The organism is Actinacidiphila acididurans, from assembly GCF_016918855.1.
Taxonomy (GTDB): domain Bacteria; phylum Actinomycetota; class Actinomycetes; order Streptomycetales; family Streptomycetaceae; genus Actinacidiphila; species Actinacidiphila acididurans.
This window is the reverse complement of record NZ_JADKYB010000010.1, coordinates 84,950-102,527: the sequence shown is the minus strand read 5'-3', so window position 1 is coordinate 102,527 and position 17,578 is coordinate 84,950. Positions and strand designations below refer to the sequence as shown.

8 protein-coding genes are annotated in these 17,578 nt (G+C 71.8%); 5 read left to right on the top strand and 3 right to left on the bottom strand.

Annotated elements, in window-relative coordinates; genetic code table 11:
• Positions 1 to 399: 399 nt before the first annotated feature.
• The gene (locus ITX44_RS19795; protein ID WP_205358626.1) at positions 400 to 606 is read left to right on the top strand and encodes a hypothetical protein; all 207 of its coding nucleotides are present in this window, start codon (positions 400 to 402) and stop codon (positions 604 to 606) included.
• Positions 607 to 695: 89 nt separating this feature from the next.
• Here the strand turns inward: ITX44_RS19795 and ITX44_RS19790 are convergent, their stop codons facing one another.
• Complete coding sequence (locus ITX44_RS19790; protein WP_205358625.1) at positions 696 to 1,121, bottom strand: ATP-binding protein; 426 nt, start codon at positions 1,119 to 1,121, stop codon at positions 696 to 698.
• Entirely contained in the window at positions 1,114 to 1,584 is a 471-nt protein-coding gene (locus ITX44_RS19785) for a hypothetical protein (RefSeq protein WP_205358624.1), read from the bottom strand. The genes ITX44_RS19790 and ITX44_RS19785 overlap by 8 nt, the downstream gene beginning before the upstream one ends.
• 188 nt (positions 1,585 to 1,772) lie before the next feature.
• On the opposite strand from ITX44_RS19785, the gene ITX44_RS19780 reads away from it, so the two are divergent.
• The 4 genes from ITX44_RS19780 to ITX44_RS19760 all read left to right on the top strand — a co-directional run bounded on the left by ITX44_RS19780 (position 1,773) and on the right by ITX44_RS19760 (position 6,842).
• A complete protein-coding gene (locus ITX44_RS19780) occupies positions 1,773 to 3,038 on the top strand; it encodes a helix-turn-helix domain-containing protein (protein ID WP_205358623.1) in 1,266 nt (421 codons plus the stop codon).
• The gene (locus tag ITX44_RS19775) at positions 3,035 to 3,586 is read left to right on the top strand and encodes a GNAT family N-acetyltransferase (protein ID WP_205358622.1); all 552 of its coding nucleotides are present in this window, start codon (positions 3,035 to 3,037) and stop codon (positions 3,584 to 3,586) included. The genes ITX44_RS19780 and ITX44_RS19775 overlap by 4 nt, the downstream gene beginning before the upstream one ends.
• Positions 3,587 to 4,202: 616 nt before the next feature.
• A complete protein-coding gene (locus ITX44_RS19765) occupies positions 4,203 to 4,607 on the top strand; it encodes a hypothetical protein (protein WP_205358621.1) in 405 nt (134 codons plus the stop codon).
• Positions 4,608 to 4,610: 3 nt separating this feature from the next.
• A complete protein-coding gene (locus ITX44_RS19760) occupies positions 4,611 to 6,842 on the top strand; it encodes a tetratricopeptide repeat protein (protein WP_205358620.1) in 2,232 nt (743 codons plus the stop codon).
• A gap of 345 nt (positions 6,843 to 7,187) precedes the next feature.
• Here the strand turns inward: ITX44_RS19760 and ITX44_RS19755 are convergent, their stop codons facing one another.
• Positions 7,188 to 17,534: a helicase-like domain-containing protein gene (locus ITX44_RS19755; protein ID WP_205358619.1), complete on the bottom strand. Its 10,347-nt coding sequence runs from the start codon at positions 17,532 to 17,534 to the stop codon at positions 7,188 to 7,190.
• Positions 17,535 to 17,578: the final 44 nt, after the last annotated feature.

Here is a 17,578-nt window from a genome sequence, read left to right as displayed (position 1 = left end):
ACGCGAGCGATGCACTCCGCGCAGGTGTGAAAGGCACCGGTACCGCGGTCTCTGCCCGAGGCTGAGCCACAGTCCCGGCCCGTCTGCGCTCTCGCAGCGCCAGCACAGACCTGGTCACCCATGCGCGACCCTGCATGGTCAGCCACCGCGGCGGCCCGGCGCGGTCCGCCCTGCGCCCGGCGCGGCACGCTTGCGCTTGGGGCGCGCGGCGGCGGGTCGGGCGCCCGGACGGTCGGATAACCGCCGGAAGGCGGCGGGACAACCTCGAAGCCGGTCAGCGTCTCGCCCGCGCGGAGGTACACAGGAGCGCGGCGGGACAGCTCGACCAAGCGCCCTGTCAGGCCCACTGCCCGCAGGTTGGTGATGCGGAATGCGTGCCCGTTCACAGCCACCCACTGGTTGAGCTTCAACTGGTTCGGCCCCACCGGTCTCGGGTTCACCAAGCGCGAGCCATCGGACAATGTCCAGCCAGGTGGCCACCGCTCGGCGGTGTTCGCGGTGCTGATGGTCGTTCACTCCTTCGATGTCGGTCTGCGCTGCCGGGTCACCGACCCTCAGCGGCGGCCGGGTGCGATCCGGCCGCCGCTGCACGCGGCTGCCGATTAGGCCCAACCCCGGCCTGTGCCACGGGGCGGGGGAACCACGTCGCGGCGCCCCGAGACGGGCACTGCTGGCCGGGGCGAGCGTCGTGGTCGTCACAACGCCTCCAGGTCGGCCCATACCCGCTTGCCGCCGGGCAGCACGTCGACGCCCCAGCCGGAGGATTCGGCGTTCACGAGGAACAAGCCGCGGCCGCCCTCCCCACCGGGGTCCGGCTCCTGCATCTGGGGGCGAGTGGAGTCCTGGTCGACGACCGAGACGCGCACACGCTGCTCGGTCAGCCGCGTGACGTCCACGCGCATTTCCTCGCCCTTGGCGTGCCGGATCGCGTTCGACACCAGCTCGGTCGTGATCAGCGCCGCCGTGTCGGCGAGCTGCGGAAGGTGCCAGACGTGCAGGGCCTCGCTGACCAGGTGGCGTGCGGCGGCAGCCGACTCCGGGACACGCTCGTAGCTCTTGGCGTACTCGGTCGGGACGGCGGGCGTGCGCGGCGGGCACAACGCCGCGCGGACGCTACGCATGGCTGTCCTCCCCGCCTACCGCGGTGGTCGGCCGGGCCAGCAGCGAGGCCAGGAGCGCCGACGTGCACAGCCTGTCCGGACCGTCGAGCGGTACCACCCACCAAGGGGCCTCCATCGTCGGCTCCAGCCGGTCCGGCGTAGGGATGACGAACCGGACTGCCGGCGGAAGCACGACCGTGCCGTGCACCCACCAGATCCGGGCCGCGCTCGCGGGGAGCAACACGGTGTACCCGGCACCCGGCCCGAACTCACCGGGCCGGTGGAACACCGGCCCGTCCGAGGCTCCAGGGGCGGCGGTCACGTATTGGCGGGCCGTACCCACCACGGATTCGTGCCGCTCCAGCACGATGTCCGCGGAGGCAGCAGTCGGCGTACGGCGGTGTGGGACAGTCGGCAAGTCCGCGGGTGGCAAGTAGCCGGGCAGATGTCCCGCGACCTGTTGCTTGGGAAACGTGGGTGCCATGGTGATCCCTCGGCGAAGAGGCCGGATGACGGGGCCACCGGTATCGAGGTCGACTCGGGTTGATGGCCCTTTCCCAGCCAAGCGCCGTCCGGGCAGCCGGGCACAGGCAATCACCGGTGCGGATTATGTGCGGGAAACCGGAAATTTTTACTCTCCAGCAGTAACACACAGTGCGCTACCGTAGGCAGATGGTGAACACGCTGCTGGCGCGTCGGATGGAAGATGCAGGCCTGACGCAACAGGAACTCGCGGAGGCCCTCAACCGGCGCATCGGCGATTTCACCGGCCGCCCGGGCAGCTTGACGGACCGGCACATCCGCAACTGGCTGGACGGAACCACCACTCGGCCTCAAGCAAAGCAGCGGCGCGCTCTGGAGGAGGAGTTCGGCTGTTCTGCGCAAGAGTTAGGCTTCGCAGCCAAGAGCAACCCAGCACCACCGGAGGACCCGATGCGGCGACGAACCCTGGCCAGCACGGCGGCCGGCCTGGCTGCTGGAGCCGCGCTACCCCGAAAGACCCCTACGACTGCACCGCGCGTCGGCATGTCCGACGCGGACCGGCTGGAGACGGAGTTCGCCAGGCTCGTCGCCGCTGACAACCAGTTCGGGGGCACCATCAATCTGGAAACCCGCGCATTGGCCTTCGCTCACCATGCGATGGAACTTCAGGCTGTGGGATACACCACGCAGCGCGTACGCGCACGCTTGTACGGCCTCGCCGCCGCATTCACCGGCACCGCCTTGTGGGCCGCGGTCGACGACCACGCACCCGACAGGGCGCAGCAGCATCTCGACCGGGCCATGACGCTGGCCGGACTGTCCGGCAGCCCCGAGATCCAGGTCCGTCTGTGGGGTCATGCAGCGGTGCTTGCGAATCAGCAGCGGCGCCCTCACGACGCTCTGGCCGCGGCCCAGGCAGGGCGCGCGTCTTCTGTATGCCGACGAGACCCGCTCTACCGTTCGTTGACGGCCGCACGCCTGGCGGGAATCCAGGCGCAGACAGGGCAGCGATCCTCAGCTCTACGTAGTCTCGGTCAAGCGGCCGAGGCATTCGAACAGGCCGACCACGGCGCGCCCCGGCCGGTTTGGATGGTCTTCTTCGACCGGTCCGAACTCGACGGTCTCGGCGCCATCGCGCTGGGCCGCCTCGGCGAACACTCTCAGGCCGAGGCGTACCTTCACCGTACGCTGTCGCGCTTGCGGCCCGGTTACGACCGCAACCGTGTGTATTACGGCGCCCTGCTCGCTCTCGCACAGCTCCGCCAGCGTGACGTCGAACAGGCATGTGCGACGGCGGCAACGGTGGCTGCTCCCGACAACGCCAAGGCACGGACCGGGCGCATCGCCAGGCTCCTGGACGAGTTCACGCGGGAATTGTCGGTCGCCACCCCTCGATCGTCCGTGGCAGCCCAGTGGAGGGAAACGTACACGTCCAGGCAGGGAGACCCACGATGACCGTCGAGATCACGCACTACACCGCCGATCACCTGCCACAGATACGGCAGATCCTCCTGGACGTGCACGCGGAAGTCCGGCACCGCGATTTCGGACTCACCGGGCCCTTTTACGACGTCGACCGTTTCAATGAGCGGTTGAACATCTACGCCTCGCGTCCCGGCTGGGACGCCGTTGTTGGCTACGAGGACGGGGAGCCGGTCGGCTTCTGCTTCGGTGTCCCGCTCGGCCCGGACACCCGATGGTGGCAGCCCATGACCGCCGCGCTTCCCGAGGAGTACATCATTGAGGATGGGAAGCGGACGGTCGCTCTCAACGAGATCGTCGTGCGCAAGCCGTGGCGTGGGCGCGGGGTCGCCTGGCAGATCCACGAGGCATGGCTGTCCCAGCGGACCGAGCAGCGCGTGACCTTGCTGGTCAACCCGGCGGCCGGCAACGGAGCGGTCCAGGCTGTGTACGAGGCATGGGGGTATCGCAAGGTCGGCGATCAGCAGCCCTTCCCCGACTCTCCCGTATTCGCTGCCATGATCCGGCCAGTGCGACGCTGACGGAGTACGCCCAAGCGAAGAGCAATCGTGGAGCTGGCGGTCCGTAAGCATGGCAGCGCGGCATCGCCGCCGCCTCCCAATCCGCACTCCTAATCCGCCTTCCTGGAGGCCGGCAAAACCGCGCGCGGGGCGTGGTCATTACGACGGTTTCCGCAGAACAGACGTCCACACCGTCCCCGTCTGCCTCATGACCGGTCGGGGGCGGCTCCACCGGGTCCAGAGCTTGTCCCGAAGTGCGCCGCGGCACTACTCCGACGTTCCACCGATCACCGTGGGAAGGGACCGAGGCTGATGGGCACGTGCTCGCTGCCGGACCTGGCGTACGACTACTCTGCGCTCGCGCCAGCCATCGCGCCGGAGATCCTGTAGTTGCAGCACTGAAGCACCAGGCCACGTACCTCAAGGGCGTGAACGACACGCTGGAGCAGATCACCGAGGCCCGGGAGAAGGACGCGATCACCCCGACCGGACCGGGGACCACCGACGTAATGGGCTGTGGCGGGTGAGGGAATGGGGCTGGAGGGTTCTGGCCCGTCGCTGGGGTGCGCGGGCGTACGGTCGGTGTGTACGTGCCGGGGGCGTTGTTGGGGGCGTTGTGGTGGGTGTGGAGTTAGCGGTGGGCTATCTGGTGGCGTGGGTGGTGGGCAAGGCGCGGAGGGTGGCCGGGCGTGCGGATGCCGAGGTGGACACGGTGCTGGATGCGGGCCTGGACCGTCTGCACGAGATGGTGGTGGCCCGGCTGGGCGGCGATCCGGCGCTGGAGCAGGCGGTGACGCAGGCGGCAGCGGGTGCGCAGGCGGTGTCGGATCGCACCCGCAGGCGCCTGGGCTTGGCGTTGGAGGAGGCGGTCGAGCAGGATCCCGCCTTCGCGTCGGCTTTGCAGGATGCGGTGGCCGCGGTGCGGGCCGCGGCGGAGGCTGCCGGACCGCGGGCGCGCGCGGTGTACGGGAACACCTTCAACGGGCCGGCCGCGTTGCAGGTCGGGGACCACAACACGCAGACCAATACTTTCGGGTCCTGAGCGGTGGCCGGCGACAGCTATCACGGGCCTACCGGCGCGCAGCGTGGTGACCACAACGTTCAGAACAACTACTTCCAGGGCGCGGTGCGGCCGCCGTTGGTCTGGCCGCATCAGGTGGGGGTGATTCTGCTGCGGGCGGGGGCGTTCCAGGACCGTGCGGAGCGGGCGCGGCTGCGGCTGGCGGTGGCCGGCGGTGGCACGGCCGTGCTCGGCCAGGCCGAGGGGGCGGGTTCGGCCCGGGAGCCGGAGCGTGGGCCGGTGCTGTCGGGGATGGGCGGTGTCGGCAAGACCCAGCTGGCCGCCGACTACGCCCGAACCGCGCTGACCGGTGGTGAGCTGGACTTGCTGGTGTGGGTGACCGCGGCGGACCGGGCGTCGCTGGTGGCGGGTCTGGGCCGGGCAGGGGTCGAGGTAGCGGGTGCGCAGCTCGGTGACCTGCAGGCGGCGGCCGAGGCGTTCACGGCCTGGCTGGAACCCAAGGCCGGCCAGGAGGTGTGCCGGTGGCTGGTTGTCCTGGACGACGTCTCCGACCCCGACCACCTTCAGGGCCTGTGGCCGCCTGCCAGCCCGCACGGCCGCACTTTGATCACGACCCGCCGCCGGGATGCCGCGTTCACTCTAGACGGCCGCACCCGTATCGACGTCGGGCTGTTCACCGAGACCGAAGCCGTCTCCTACTTGAGTACGGTCCTGGCCGCCCATGACCGTACCGAATCCGCCGAGGACCTGGCGGCGCTCGCGGATGACCTCGGCCGTCTGCCGCTGGCCTTGTCCCAGGCCGCCGCGTTCATGGCGGACGCCGGCATGACCGTCGCCGGCTACCGGGCGCTGCTGGCGGATCGGACGGTGTCGCTGGCCGACGCCAGCCCGCAGCCGCTGCCGCCCGGCCACGCCCGCGCGATGGCCGCTGCCTGGGACCTGTCCATCGAACGCGCCGACCGCATGCGCCCCGCGGGCCTGTCCCGGCTGCTGCTGCACCTGGCCTCACTGCTGGACCCCAACGGTATACCCGCCACCGTCCTGACCACCCCGCCCGCCCTGGCCTATCTGAGTGAAGAGCGAGTCGGCCCCGCAGAGCCGCACCGGCCCGGCCCTGCCCCCGCCGACGCGACCGCAGGCAACGTCACGGCGGGGGAGGTCACCGCGGGGCTGCGGGTGCTGCACCGCCTCAGCCTCATCGACCACACCCCCCAGGACCCTCACCGTGAGGTGCGGGTCCATGCCCTGATCCAGCGGGCCGTCCGCGACACCCTCACTCCCGAACAACAGCACCGCACCGCCCGCACCGCCGCCGACGCCCTGCTGGCGGCCTGGCCCGCGGTCGAACGCGACATAACCCTCGCCCAAGCCCTCCGAGCCAACACCACCACCCTGACCGAGCGCGCCCAGGACGCCCTGCACCGGCCCGACGCCCACACCGTGCTGTTCCGGGCCGGAAGAAGTCTCGGCGAATCCGGCCAGGTCAACGCGGCCCTCACCTACCACCAGCACCTGGCCGCCACTACAACCGAACACCTCGGCCCCGACCACCCCGACACCCTCGCCGCCCGCAACAACCTCGCCTCCTGGCGGGGGGAGGCGGGGGATGCGGCTGGCGCTGCGGCCGCCTTCGCGGAGCTGCTGGACGTCGTGGTGCGGGTGCTGGGTCCTGACCACCCCGACACCCTCACCACCCGCGGCAACCTCGCCGACTGGCGGGGGAAGGTGGATGCGGCTGGCGCTGCGGCCGCTTTCGCGGAGCTGCTGGAGGACCGGGTGCGGGTGCTGGGTCCTGACCACCCCGACACCCTCACCACCCGCCACAGCCTCGCCGACTGGCGGGGGGAGGCGGGGGATGCGGCTGGCGCTGCGGCCGCCTTCGCGGAGCTGCTGGAGGACCGGGTGCGGGTGCTGGGTCCTGACCACCCCCACACCCTCGCCACCCGCGGCAACCTCGCCTCCTGGCGGGGGGAGGCGGGGGATGCGGCCGGCGCCGCAACCGGCTTCAGCGAACTGCTGGAGGACCGGGTGCGGGTGCTGGGCCCGGATCACCCCCAAACCCTCGCCACGCGCCACAACCTCGCCTATTGGCGGGGGGAGGCGGGGGATGCGGCTGGCGCTGCGGCCGCTTTCGCGGAGCTGCTGGAGGACTGGGTGCGGGTGCTGGGTCCCGACCACCCCCACACCCTCGCCACCCGCGGCAACCTCGCTTACTTGCAGCAACAGAACGGCAAGGACACGGGTACACCGGGCTGATCTTCTCACCCGCCCGACCCAGTGGGAACCACCACCATCGCCCCGGGAAACGGTCCCAACCGTTCCGGCAAAGCCGCAGGTCAGAGAGTCCCGTCGGTGATCCACTGGGGCGGCCCGGAGAAGACCTTCGCCTTCAACCTCTCCGGGCACGATTTGCCGCGTGGTGACGATGCACGACTGCAAGATCGCTGCGCTGCCCGAGCAGCCGCCCGCCGGCGCCTGACCGCTCTGCCCGGCAGCCGGGCGCCGCCACCGCCGAGGCCGCCCTCGCCTTGAGGCGGCTCAGCTCCACTATCGGCGGGCCGGTGACGATGATCGGCCCGGCTGGACCCGTGCCAGGTCGGCCTACACCCCAGCCCGCGGTCCGTGGGCAGCCTGAGAAGCGGGAGCAGGTACCTGCGCCCGCGGCGTTGCCACAGCTGGTGGAGCCGCGGCCACGGCCGGAGTGCCCGCCTGGGTGCCGGGCAGGGTCACCGCCAGGCGTCCGGCGTGGGTGCTGGCCTCGGCGGACAGGGCACGCAGAGCCGTGACGTCCACGCGGGTGAAGCGGTCAGAGGCGACCGCGGCCTCCACCAAGGCCCGCGCCTCGACCGCGACCTTGCCGTACGGACCGGCGGCCGGGCCGGGCCCGGTGCGAAGGTCGGCGGTCGGCAGCCGGTGCCACGCCTCGCGGAACGCCACGACCTGCGGGTGGTTGGACTGGGCAAGCTCGCGGCCCATGGGCGTCTCGATCCAACTCCTGAACGACGCTGCGACGTTGTGGGACGCCCGGACTGCGTCCTCACGGGACTCGTAAGGCTGCGGCGGTTGCGCCTTGCGGGCGGCGCGTGCGGTCTCGGCAGCCTCAGGAGTCGCCGGGGGAGTGGCAGCCCGCGGCTGGTCGGGCCGGGCCTCTTGCCGAGACGGGACGGCGGGTTGGTCGATCTCGGCGCCGTCCGCCGGCGGGTCGGCGGGCGCAGCCGATCCACTGGCGGACGTGCCGTACGCGGCGGCTGCCCGGCTCACCTCCGCCATGGCGTCGGCTGCGGGGCGGTCTGCGGCCACACCGGCACGGAGCTTGTCGGCGATCGTGCTGGCCAGATGAGAGATCGCCTCCGCGGTGCGGATCGAGACCGCGCGCCAGAACCCCTGCACCCGGGCGTCACTCCAGAAGTCCTTCCAACGCTCGCCTGCACGCTTCCGGCAGGTGTCGAGAAGGTGCTTCGCAGCGCCCCGGACGGTCTGGAGGCGCTGCCATTCCGGCAGGTCACGCAGACGATCGGCGTGGGAATCGGCAGCAGCGATAGCCGTGCTCACCGCGGCGGCGGCACCCTCGGCGGGCGTCGCCGCGCTCTCGGGAGGCGGCGCCGGCGCCGTGCCGACGACGGAGTCCCAGCGGTCGCCATCGGGCCGGGCGGCACGATCCAGCGCCTGCAGATCGTCGGTGAGAGCGGTGCGCAACTCGTCAGCCGTGCCCTGCTCGGCAGGCATGTGGTCGGCCCACGCCTGGAGCATCTGGTCGAACCCGTCCCAGAGGTCAACTTGGGGCGGGCCGGGGTCCGGCGCAGCAGGCGGCGGTGCAGTCTCCTGGGGCTCCCCGCTCCCGCCGCCCCGCGGTGCTTCGTCGGTCCACAGAGGCGGCAGCTCGGGGCCTTGCGGCGGTGTCGGGGCGGCAGGCGCAGCCTCCGGCTCCTGGTCAAGTGATGTGGTCATCGACTCTCCTACCTGGGGTGCCGCTTCGGCGTCCTCTACTTGGGCTTGGAGGTGGTCCTCCCGCATGGCCCGCGCCCCTTCGGCACCATCTCCGAGCCAGTCCTCGAGCGAGGCGTAGCCCGACGGCACCCGGCTTGTACGGGCGTACTGCTCTTGGTCCTCGCGCCGGTCAGGGCCGAACTCGCCATCATCATCCGGCTCGGCGGCCGCGGACTCCGGCCCGACCACCGCGGCGGGCGGCTCCTCCACCACCGACACGGCGGTCGCGGGCTCCTCCTGGTCGACGTCCTCTGCGTCATCGAACAGCCCGAGCTGCTCTTGGACGGGCGCGGTCTGCTCGATCCACGCCGGCGGGGGCACGTAGGGTTCGGGCCGCCAGGCGCGGGGGTCCTGCGGGCGGATGGCGGCCAGTAGTTCGGCCAGCTCTCCGGCAGCCCTCGACATGTACGGCCCGGAGGTATTGGTGAGGCCGGTGGCCCAGAGTAGCCCGTCGTGCGCGAGGACCAGGTCGTCCGCGAGGTCGGCGCTGGTGAGCTGGCCAGCGCTGAGGTTCGCCACGACTTCCCGCAGGGCCGACAGGCGGTCGGCGCCCTCCTGGTCGTCACCGGGGTAGACGGTGGGGACTCGGATCGTGCCGAGCTTGGCGTCCAGCGTCCAGGCGGTGTCCGGGTCGATGGCCTCACCGGGTACGGGGACCTGGAGGGCTCGCGCGACCAGCTCGGCCACGGCCGCGCGGTCGTCCACGAAAAGCGCCGACACGTTGTCCCTGTGCCCGAACGGCGGGCGGCTCTCGAAGCGCGGCCCGGCCGGGCGCCGCATCTCCTCCGACCACGACAGGTCGCGTGCCGAGCCGCGCGCCCATTCGAGATCGGAGACGAATCCGATCAGCCGCCCGTCCAGCCAGACCGTGGTGGTCACCCTGCTCGTGCGCAAGAGGTGCGCCCGGTCCGCGTACTCGCCCAACCGCTCCGGGCCGCCGAACCGCTGCTCCGACTGGGCGAGGGACTCCGGCTCGTCTCCCAACGACCTCGGCGGAGTGGCGAACACGATGGGCGGCGTGGCGGCCTCCGGGGGCTCGGGCGCTTCGGCTTCCGGCGCGGCTGCGGCCGGTTCGGGCTGGACCTCGTCCATAGTCATCTGCCCCTCCGGGACCTGGTCGGGCTCCTGCTCCGTCTCTGCTTCCTGGTCGATGGCCTCTGGGTCGCCGTCGTCCGGCGGTACTACCGCAGTCGTCGGCTCGGCGGTCGCGGGCTGCGGCTGCTCGAACAGGGACATCGTGTTGAGAGGCCCGAGGTCCGGGGGAGTGGTGGCCTGGTCGACGTCCTCCGGCTCGACGGCCGCGGGCAGCGGGGCTCCCAACCCTGCCTCCCGGTTCTGCTGGAGGATGATCTGCTGCCGTTCTCGCCACTGCTCGAACGCCTCGTCGGTGTCGTTGTCCTCCGTGAAGGTGTTGACGAGCTGCACGGGCTCGGGGGCGGGGTTCGTCGCGTCGAATGCGGTCAGCTCCGCGGCCGCCGCGTCCACTTTGGCCTGGTGGGGTGCCCGCTGCTCGGTGCGTTCCTGGATGGCCTTGCGGCGGCTGTCGGGGGTGGAGTGCTTCCTCGGGTCCAGCATCGACTCGGTCAGCTCGGGGAGCTTGTCCCGTTCGGTGATCGCCCCGACCACGGCGTCCAGCAGCTCGACGCGGCGCCGGGCGTGCTCGATGGCGGGGCCGTAGTTCACGGCCTCCTGCTGAGCGGTCAGTACCGCGATTTCCTGCTCCAGGCCGGGAAGGCGCTCGCGGTCCATGAACTGGTGGTCCTCGGCCTTTTCCAGCGCGGTGGCCAAGCGCCCCAGCATGGTGCCGCCGATGTTCGTCTTGACCAGGTCCTCCACCGAGACACGCGATTCGCTGTGGCGCAGCTCGGGGAACCCGATGTGCGCGCGGATCTCGCCGCTGCCGGGCACGATCTCCGGCTGGACCGCGAAGTCGAGTCCGCCGAAGGTGCCCAGCTTCTTCCACGCGCCAAGGCCCTCGGTCTGGTGGGCGCGGACAGCCTCGGTGACAGCCTGCCGCAGCACCGGCCCGGCCTCGCCTCGCTGGTCGAAGTCGCGGCCGCCGATGCGGATGCGGAAGGCATCGCCGCGGATGGTGTCGGAGATCTTCGGCAGGGCCTTGTCGCGGGCTGTGATGGCCAGGCGGGTGCCGGCCAGCTCGCCTTCTTTGAGGCCCAACAGCTCCATCTGGCGGACCCGGTCCGCGGCCGCGTTGCGCCGGTCGGCCTCCAGGCCCTGGAGGTGGAGCTTGGCCTCCATGAACTGCCGCATGAAGGGGTTGCCGCCGATCTCGGCGGCCATCGTGGCGAAGTCCCAGTCACTCTCGCCGATCTCCTCGACGGTGTCGCCGTCGTCATCGCCGACGCCGGGAGGGCGCTGGATGTCCCGCAGACCCTCCGCCTTGGAGGTGAGCAGCCCGACCTGCCAGGCGTCCATGCTGCCCTTGGTGGCCAGGAAGTAGATGTTCACCTCCTCGTGCTGGTTGCCGGGCCGGATCACTCGGCCGTTGCGCTGGATCATGCTGGCCGGGGTCCAGTCCTGGTCCAGATGCATCAGCGCGTAGGCCCGGTTCTGGCCGTTGAAGCCAGTGCCCAAGACCTCGGTGGAGCCCATCAGGACCGCGATGCCGCCGTGGTTGGCGGCCTCCGCCATCGCGGCCTTCTTCTCGGGGGTGGCATTGTCCTGGGCGAACTGCACCATCTCCCGCGGCACGCCGCGGTCGGCGAGCAGCTCGCGCAGCTCGGCGTAGGCGTCGAAGCCGCCCTTGTTGTTGCCGCCGGGCGTCCCGGAGTTGGCGAAGACGAAGAACAGCCCGCCGGGGACCGGGTGCAGCGGGGCGTCGACCTTGTTGGAGACGGCGTAGGTGCGGTCCTTGTGGGCGTGGTACCCGGCGGCGATGATGTCGGCCGCCGTGACCAGCTTGTTCGCCGCGGGCGCGCCTGCGTCGACCAGCCGGGGGTCCAGCGCGACGGCGCGGCCCTCGCCGGAGACGGCCAGCATGTTGTCCTCGTCGCGGGTGACGTCGCCGGCGTGGATCGCCTGCCCGCGGGCCACCAGCGACAGGAGCCGGGCCTTCTGGTCCGCTGTCGGCTCCACCAGCACCAGCTCGGGGGCGCCGCCGGCGAGCTTGGGCCGCACCACGCCGACGTCGTCGCCGGTCTTGGTGTCGGTGGCCAGCCCCCATTTCGTCTTCATCGTGGACTTCGAGATGAACCGGGAGTACCGCTCCACGATCACCAAGCCGCTGCCGTCCGGGGCCATCTCGATGCGCTGGACCTTCTGCCCGAAGGTCTCCGACCACAGGTCCGGGCCGTGCACCCGGAACTGGTCTAGCAGCCACGGGCAGAACATTTCGATCAGCTTGTACTGCTCGAAGATGCTGTTCTCCATCGGCGTGCCGGTACCGGCGGTGGCGGTAGGACGGCCGCCAGCCAGCTCTGCCATCTGGTGATGCCAGTTGAGCTTCTGGTGCAGGTCCACTGCGCGAAGGCTCGCGGTCTCCCCGCCGGCCTCCTTGGACCGAACCTCGATCGCGGTGAAGCGGTGGGCCTCGTCAATTAGCGCGTAGTCGAACCCGAGGTCGTCCCAGTACACCTCGCCGGGGGTGCGCATCGGCGCGTCGTTGCGCCGGATACGTGACTCCACGGTGGCCAGGCGCTGTTCGAGCTTCATTAGCGCGAACGCGTTGTGCGGCACGCCGCGCTCGCGCTCCAACTGCTCTTTCAGCGACTCGATCTCGCGGAAGAGGTACAGCTCCTGCTGCTCCGGGCTCATCCGGATCGACCCGAACGCGCCCTCGGTGAAGATCACCAGATCCGGGGTGTTCGCGCGCAGCCACTCCAGGACCCGGCGCCGGTTGCCGTCCGCGAGGTCTTCGGAGGTGATCAGGTGGATCTCGGCGTTGTTGGGGTAGAGCAGTTTGGCCTCGTCCAGCCACTGCCGGGCCAGGTGAGGCTGGACCACCGCGAACGGCTTGCTGATCTGCCCGGAGGCCTTGAGGGCCTGGGAGCCCATCACCATCGTGGTGGTCTTGCCGAGACCGACCTCGTGCGCGAGGACGACGCCGCGCTCGAACTGCATCCGCGCGGCCGCCGAGAGCTGCCACGGGTGCGGTGTCCGCTCGGTGGTGAACCCCTCCAGCGTCGGGGCCAGCCCGTCGTAGCTGCGGACGACGTGCCCGTTCATCGTCCGGTTGTAGGCGTCGGTGAGCTGCGTGACCCGGGCGGTGGTGGCGGTGCAGTAGTCCTCGAACGCCGACCGCATCGCGTCGGCCTTGTAGCGCATCGCGCGGGTGGCGTCCTCGTCCACCCCCGCGCGTTCGTCCAGGTGGTTCACGACCAGGGAGCCGCGCCCCAGCAGGGCCTTGGCGATGTGCGCGGCGGACCGGCGCTCGGTGCCCTTGAGCGCGTTGACCGCGTCAGGCACCTTGCCGATGGCCAGGGACCAGCCGTACCGCTCGTTGTGGCTGACCTGGAGCGTGGGGTCGCCGAGGTACTCGCGCAGGAAGCCCTGCACCAGCGGGGCGGGGATCCAGTGCGCGCCGAGCTGCGCGGTGAACTGCCCCAGCCGCTTGGCCGGGGGCTGGACCGCCTCCAGCGCGGCCACGTTCACCGCGTACGCCGGGTCCGTCTTCGCGGCCTCGCGTGCCTGGTCCAGCTTCTGCCGCACCGGCCCGGACAGGTAGGCGCCGGCGTGCTCCAGCTTCTTGGTGACCGGGTTGTCGAAGACCTCGGTGCCGAGCGCGGCGCGGGCCTGCTCGGGCGTGGTGCGCAGCAGGGAGGCGATCAGCGGCAGGTCCACGCGGCCGGTGGCGCCCATGACGGCCGACAGTGCGGTCTTCGGGTCGTCGGTGGGCTCCAGGTCGCCGCGGCGGGCGCCGGGGCGCCGGGTGAGGACCTCGGAGAGCACCGGCCGGTCGTTCGCCCGGTCCCAGCTCTCCAGACCGAGGACGACGCCGGCGTTCGGGTCCTGGCGGAACCAGCCCCAGCCCGTGCGCAGCCGCTCTCCGTCCGCCACGACGACGCCGGCGTCACGCGCGGCGGCCGCGGCCTCATCGGTCGGCAGCGCCGTGCGGGTCTGCCGGGGCTTGGACAGCGGCCCGTACGCCGCGGTGTACGAGGCGTGCAGCCCGGCGAGCTGCCCCCGGACCTCGGTCGCGCGGTCGGGGTCCTTGCCGCTGCGGTCCAGCTCTTGCAGCTCGCTGGCGATGTCCCGCAGCGCCATCAGCGCCTGCAACTGCTTGGCGCCCTCGGTGCCGTCCGCGGGGACGACGCGGACCGGGTCGGCGCCGTTGACGTGCTGCCAGATCCGCCCCTGGTCGTCGACGTAGAGGCGGCCGGTGAAGTCGGTGGCGTGCTTGTCCCGGGCGGTCTGCAGCAGCAGCGGCGCGCGGTCGGCCCCGTCCTCGTGCGGGACGTAGCCGCGCCCGGCCGCGACCGCCGCGGCGGCACTGGCCTGCATCCGCTCGCGCAGCAGCCGCGGCGCGGCGCCCGGATCGCCCTGCACGGTCACCCGCGGTCCGTACGGGCCGGTCGTGGACGTCAGCCGCCCCAGCACGTGGTCGGGGTGGTCGGTGAAGTACGCGTTCACTGCCAGAAGGTAGCCGCCGAGGTCCCGCTCGGGGGCGTCGATCCACCCCTGGTCGCCCGGCTCCTCGCCCTCGGTACGGCGCCGGAAGACCAGCACATCGGCCACCACGTCGGTGTCGGCGGTCTCGCCGAAGGTGCCCGCCGGCAGCCGGTAGGCGGCCGCCAGGTCACCCCAGCGGGCCATGGCCCGGCGGGCGGCGGGGTCCTCGCTGTCCAGCGTCCACCGCGAGGTGATCACGGCCATGTAGGCGCCCGGCCGCAGCAGCGCGAGCTGCTTGATGATGAACCCGTTGTGCAGGGAGTGCCCGGTCGCGCCGTAGCGTCGCTCACCGAACGGGGCCTGCGCGAACGGCACGTTCCCGATGATCAGATCGAACGTGCCCGTCGGTGCGTCGGTATCGGTGAAGTTCTCGGCGAGCACGTTGGCGTGCGGGTAGATCCGGGCCGCGATCGCCGCGGTGGTCGGATCCAGCTCGACACCGGTCAGCCGCGCAGACTGCGGGGCGACGCCGAAGAACGCGCCGGACCCGCAGCCGAACTCTGCCGCCTCCCCGCCGTCGAAGCCGTACCCGAGCAAGCCCAGCCACATCGCCTCGGCGAGGCCTTGCGGGGTGTAGTGGGCCGACAGCACCGCGCGGGACGCCGCCCGCCACTCGAAGGGGTCCAGCAGTTCACGCAGCTCGCCGCGCACCTGCGAGTAGGACTCCCAGCGGGCGTGATCGGCCTCGAAGCGGCCCTCCCATTCCCCGCCGGGCGCGTAGATCGGCTCATCGGGGTCCGGCTCGTCCAGGAACACCGTCGGCACCGAGCCCCAGCCCGACCAGCGGGCCAGGACACGCTTCTCCTCGGTGGTGGCGCCGCGGCGGGCCTTCTCCAGCTCCCGCAGCACCTTGACGGCCGCCAGGTTCGCCTCGGCGCGGGCCAGCGGGCCGCGCGGCAGGTCCGCCGGATCGGGGCGGAACCGCGCTACAGGTTCTCCAGCTCCCTGCGGATCGCGGCCAGCTCCTCCGCCTCCGGGCTGATCGGCGCCGCCGTGTTCTCCTCGGCCTCCGGCGGCGGCAGCATCTCGCGCAGCACCTGCTCCCGCGCCGTCGCCGCGATCTGCTGGAGCTGCCCCACCCGGGCCTGATAATCCGTCTCCGGCTCCAGGGTCTCCTCCAGCTCCTCCTGCGCCTGCGCGATCGCCTCGCCCATCTGCATCCCCAGCGTCCGGAAGTACCCCTCCGGGTCCTCCATCTGCGCCAGCTCCCGCGGCCGGAACTCCTCCCAGTGCCGGCGCAGCAGCGTCGCGTACTGGCTGTTCATCGTCATCCGCCTCGTCTCCCTCCTGATCGTCGACGGTACCGGCCAGCGCCGCCATCTGCGCCGCCAACCGCCCCTGGTCCACCCCGCGCCGCTCGACGTCGCCGCCGGCCGCGCGCACCTGCTCGATCACCGCGTTGATGCCGATGAGCGCGGCGCCCATCGCCGGGATGCGCCGCTTGGCGGCCTCCCGCTCCCGCTTGGGCAAGTTCTCGTTGAGGGACTCCTCGCGCAGGTCCTGCGTGGTCCGCTCGGCGATCCGCGCCAGCTCCCCGAGCAGCCCCTCCTCGAAGCTGAACGGGTAGGCCCGCATCACCTGGCTGTTGAGCGGGTTCATCACCTTCGTCTGCGTCGGCAACTCGTAGGTGCCCACGATCTCCAGCACCCGGGCGAACTCGCGGGAGACCTCCCCCGGCCTGCGCCGCAGCCACGACACCAGTGGGTCGTGGGCGCTGATCGGCAGCATCACCTGCCGCTCGGTGCCCCAGGTGCGCCGCGGCAGCGTCTCCGGGTCCTGGTCGTAGCGCTGGACCAGCGCGGCCATCGCCGCCGGGCCGGAGTCGAAGTCCCCGATGCGGCTGCGCTCGTCGTAGTCGGACAGCGCCCGGAACTTCTTGCCCAGCCTCTCCACGTAGCCGTAGCCGCGATGCCACCCGTCGATCAGGACCTGCCGGCGGCCGCCGATGTTCGAGCCCAGCTGCGCGCGAGCAGCCTCCGGGTGCTGCTCCAGGCCCCGGCGGTCCCACTCCGTCTCAACGGCCCGCAGACGGGCGCCCCGGGCCTCCTTGACCGCCTCGCTGTAGTTGTACGCCGACTGCTCGTTGCGTGCCCCCAGGATCGACTCCAGGTCGCCGTGCTCGGCGATCAGGTCCTCCAGCGCCATCTCGCCCACCGGCGTCCGCTCGCCGTAGGACCGCGCCCGCCGCGCGCTTCGTTCCTCCTGGGCGGCCTTGCGGAAGCCGACGACCTGCTCGTGCAGCTCGTGGCTGGTGTGCATCTTCGACCAGACCTGCCCGACCTGCTCGTGGGCGCTCTCCAGCGCGGCGTCGTCCAGGTCGGCCACGGCAGGGCCCGACAGCAGCGCGTGGGCGATCCGGCCGTTCTGCTCGCCGGTCACCTCGGCGCGGCGCTGCTGCATGGCCTTGTGGTTGTCGTGGGAGGAGTGCCACGGCGTCTTGTAGATCGCGGTGTCCCACCACTGGCTCTCGGCGGCCAGCTCCTCGTCGCTCAGCTCGCCGACCGGCGGCGCCGACGCCACCCGGTCCAGCAGCCGCTGCCCGCGCTCGCGCTGCAGCGCTACGTACCGGCCCGACGTCAAGGCGTTGTAGTCCTGCGACCGCTCCGTCGCCGCGGCGGCCTGCGCCGTCACCAGGTCCTCGTACGACAGGTCGCTGAAGTCCTCCGGCTCGTAGACCGGCTCCGGCTCCGGGTCCGGCTCGGCGGCCGCCGGCGGAATCTGCGGTGCGGCGGCGGCCGCGGCCGCCGCCGCACCCGGGGTGCCGCCCAGGTCCTCGGGCTCCTGGCCCGGCCCCAGCACCACGACGTTGCGGCCCTGCCGGGCGAACGCCACCAGCACGCGACCGAGGTTGCGGTCGCGGGTCTCCGGATTCCACTTCCGCCCCGTGGCCCAGCCCTGCCGCTGCCCCGACCAGTACAGGTTCCCGGCCTTGACCGCCCGCCGGTCGGCGTCGCCGTGCTTGTCGGTGCCGTACACCGCGTAGACGCCGTCTTCCTCCCAGCGCACCCACACGCGGTCGCGGACGTCCGGGTCGGCGGCCGCCCGGTGGTGCCGGGCGGCGACCTCGGCGAACGACGTCAGCCGCCCGTCGCCGATCCCCTCGCTGGCCAGCCGGGCGTCACCGACCCGGCCCACCGTGGCGGCGCCGTAGCTCCGGCGGGTGGTGGCGATCTCCGTGCCGTCCGGGCCGAACACGGTCACCTCGCTGCCCTTGATGAGCGCGTGGTACCCGGGCACTCCCTCCACCGGCCGCGCTCCTGCCGGAAGCTCCCGCGGGCCGGGCGGCGCGGCCGGATCTCCCTCGGGGGTGGCCTCCACTCCCGTGCTGGTGCTCATACGTCCCTCCTCGGTCCGTCGCGCCGCAGGCGATCAGCCAGCGG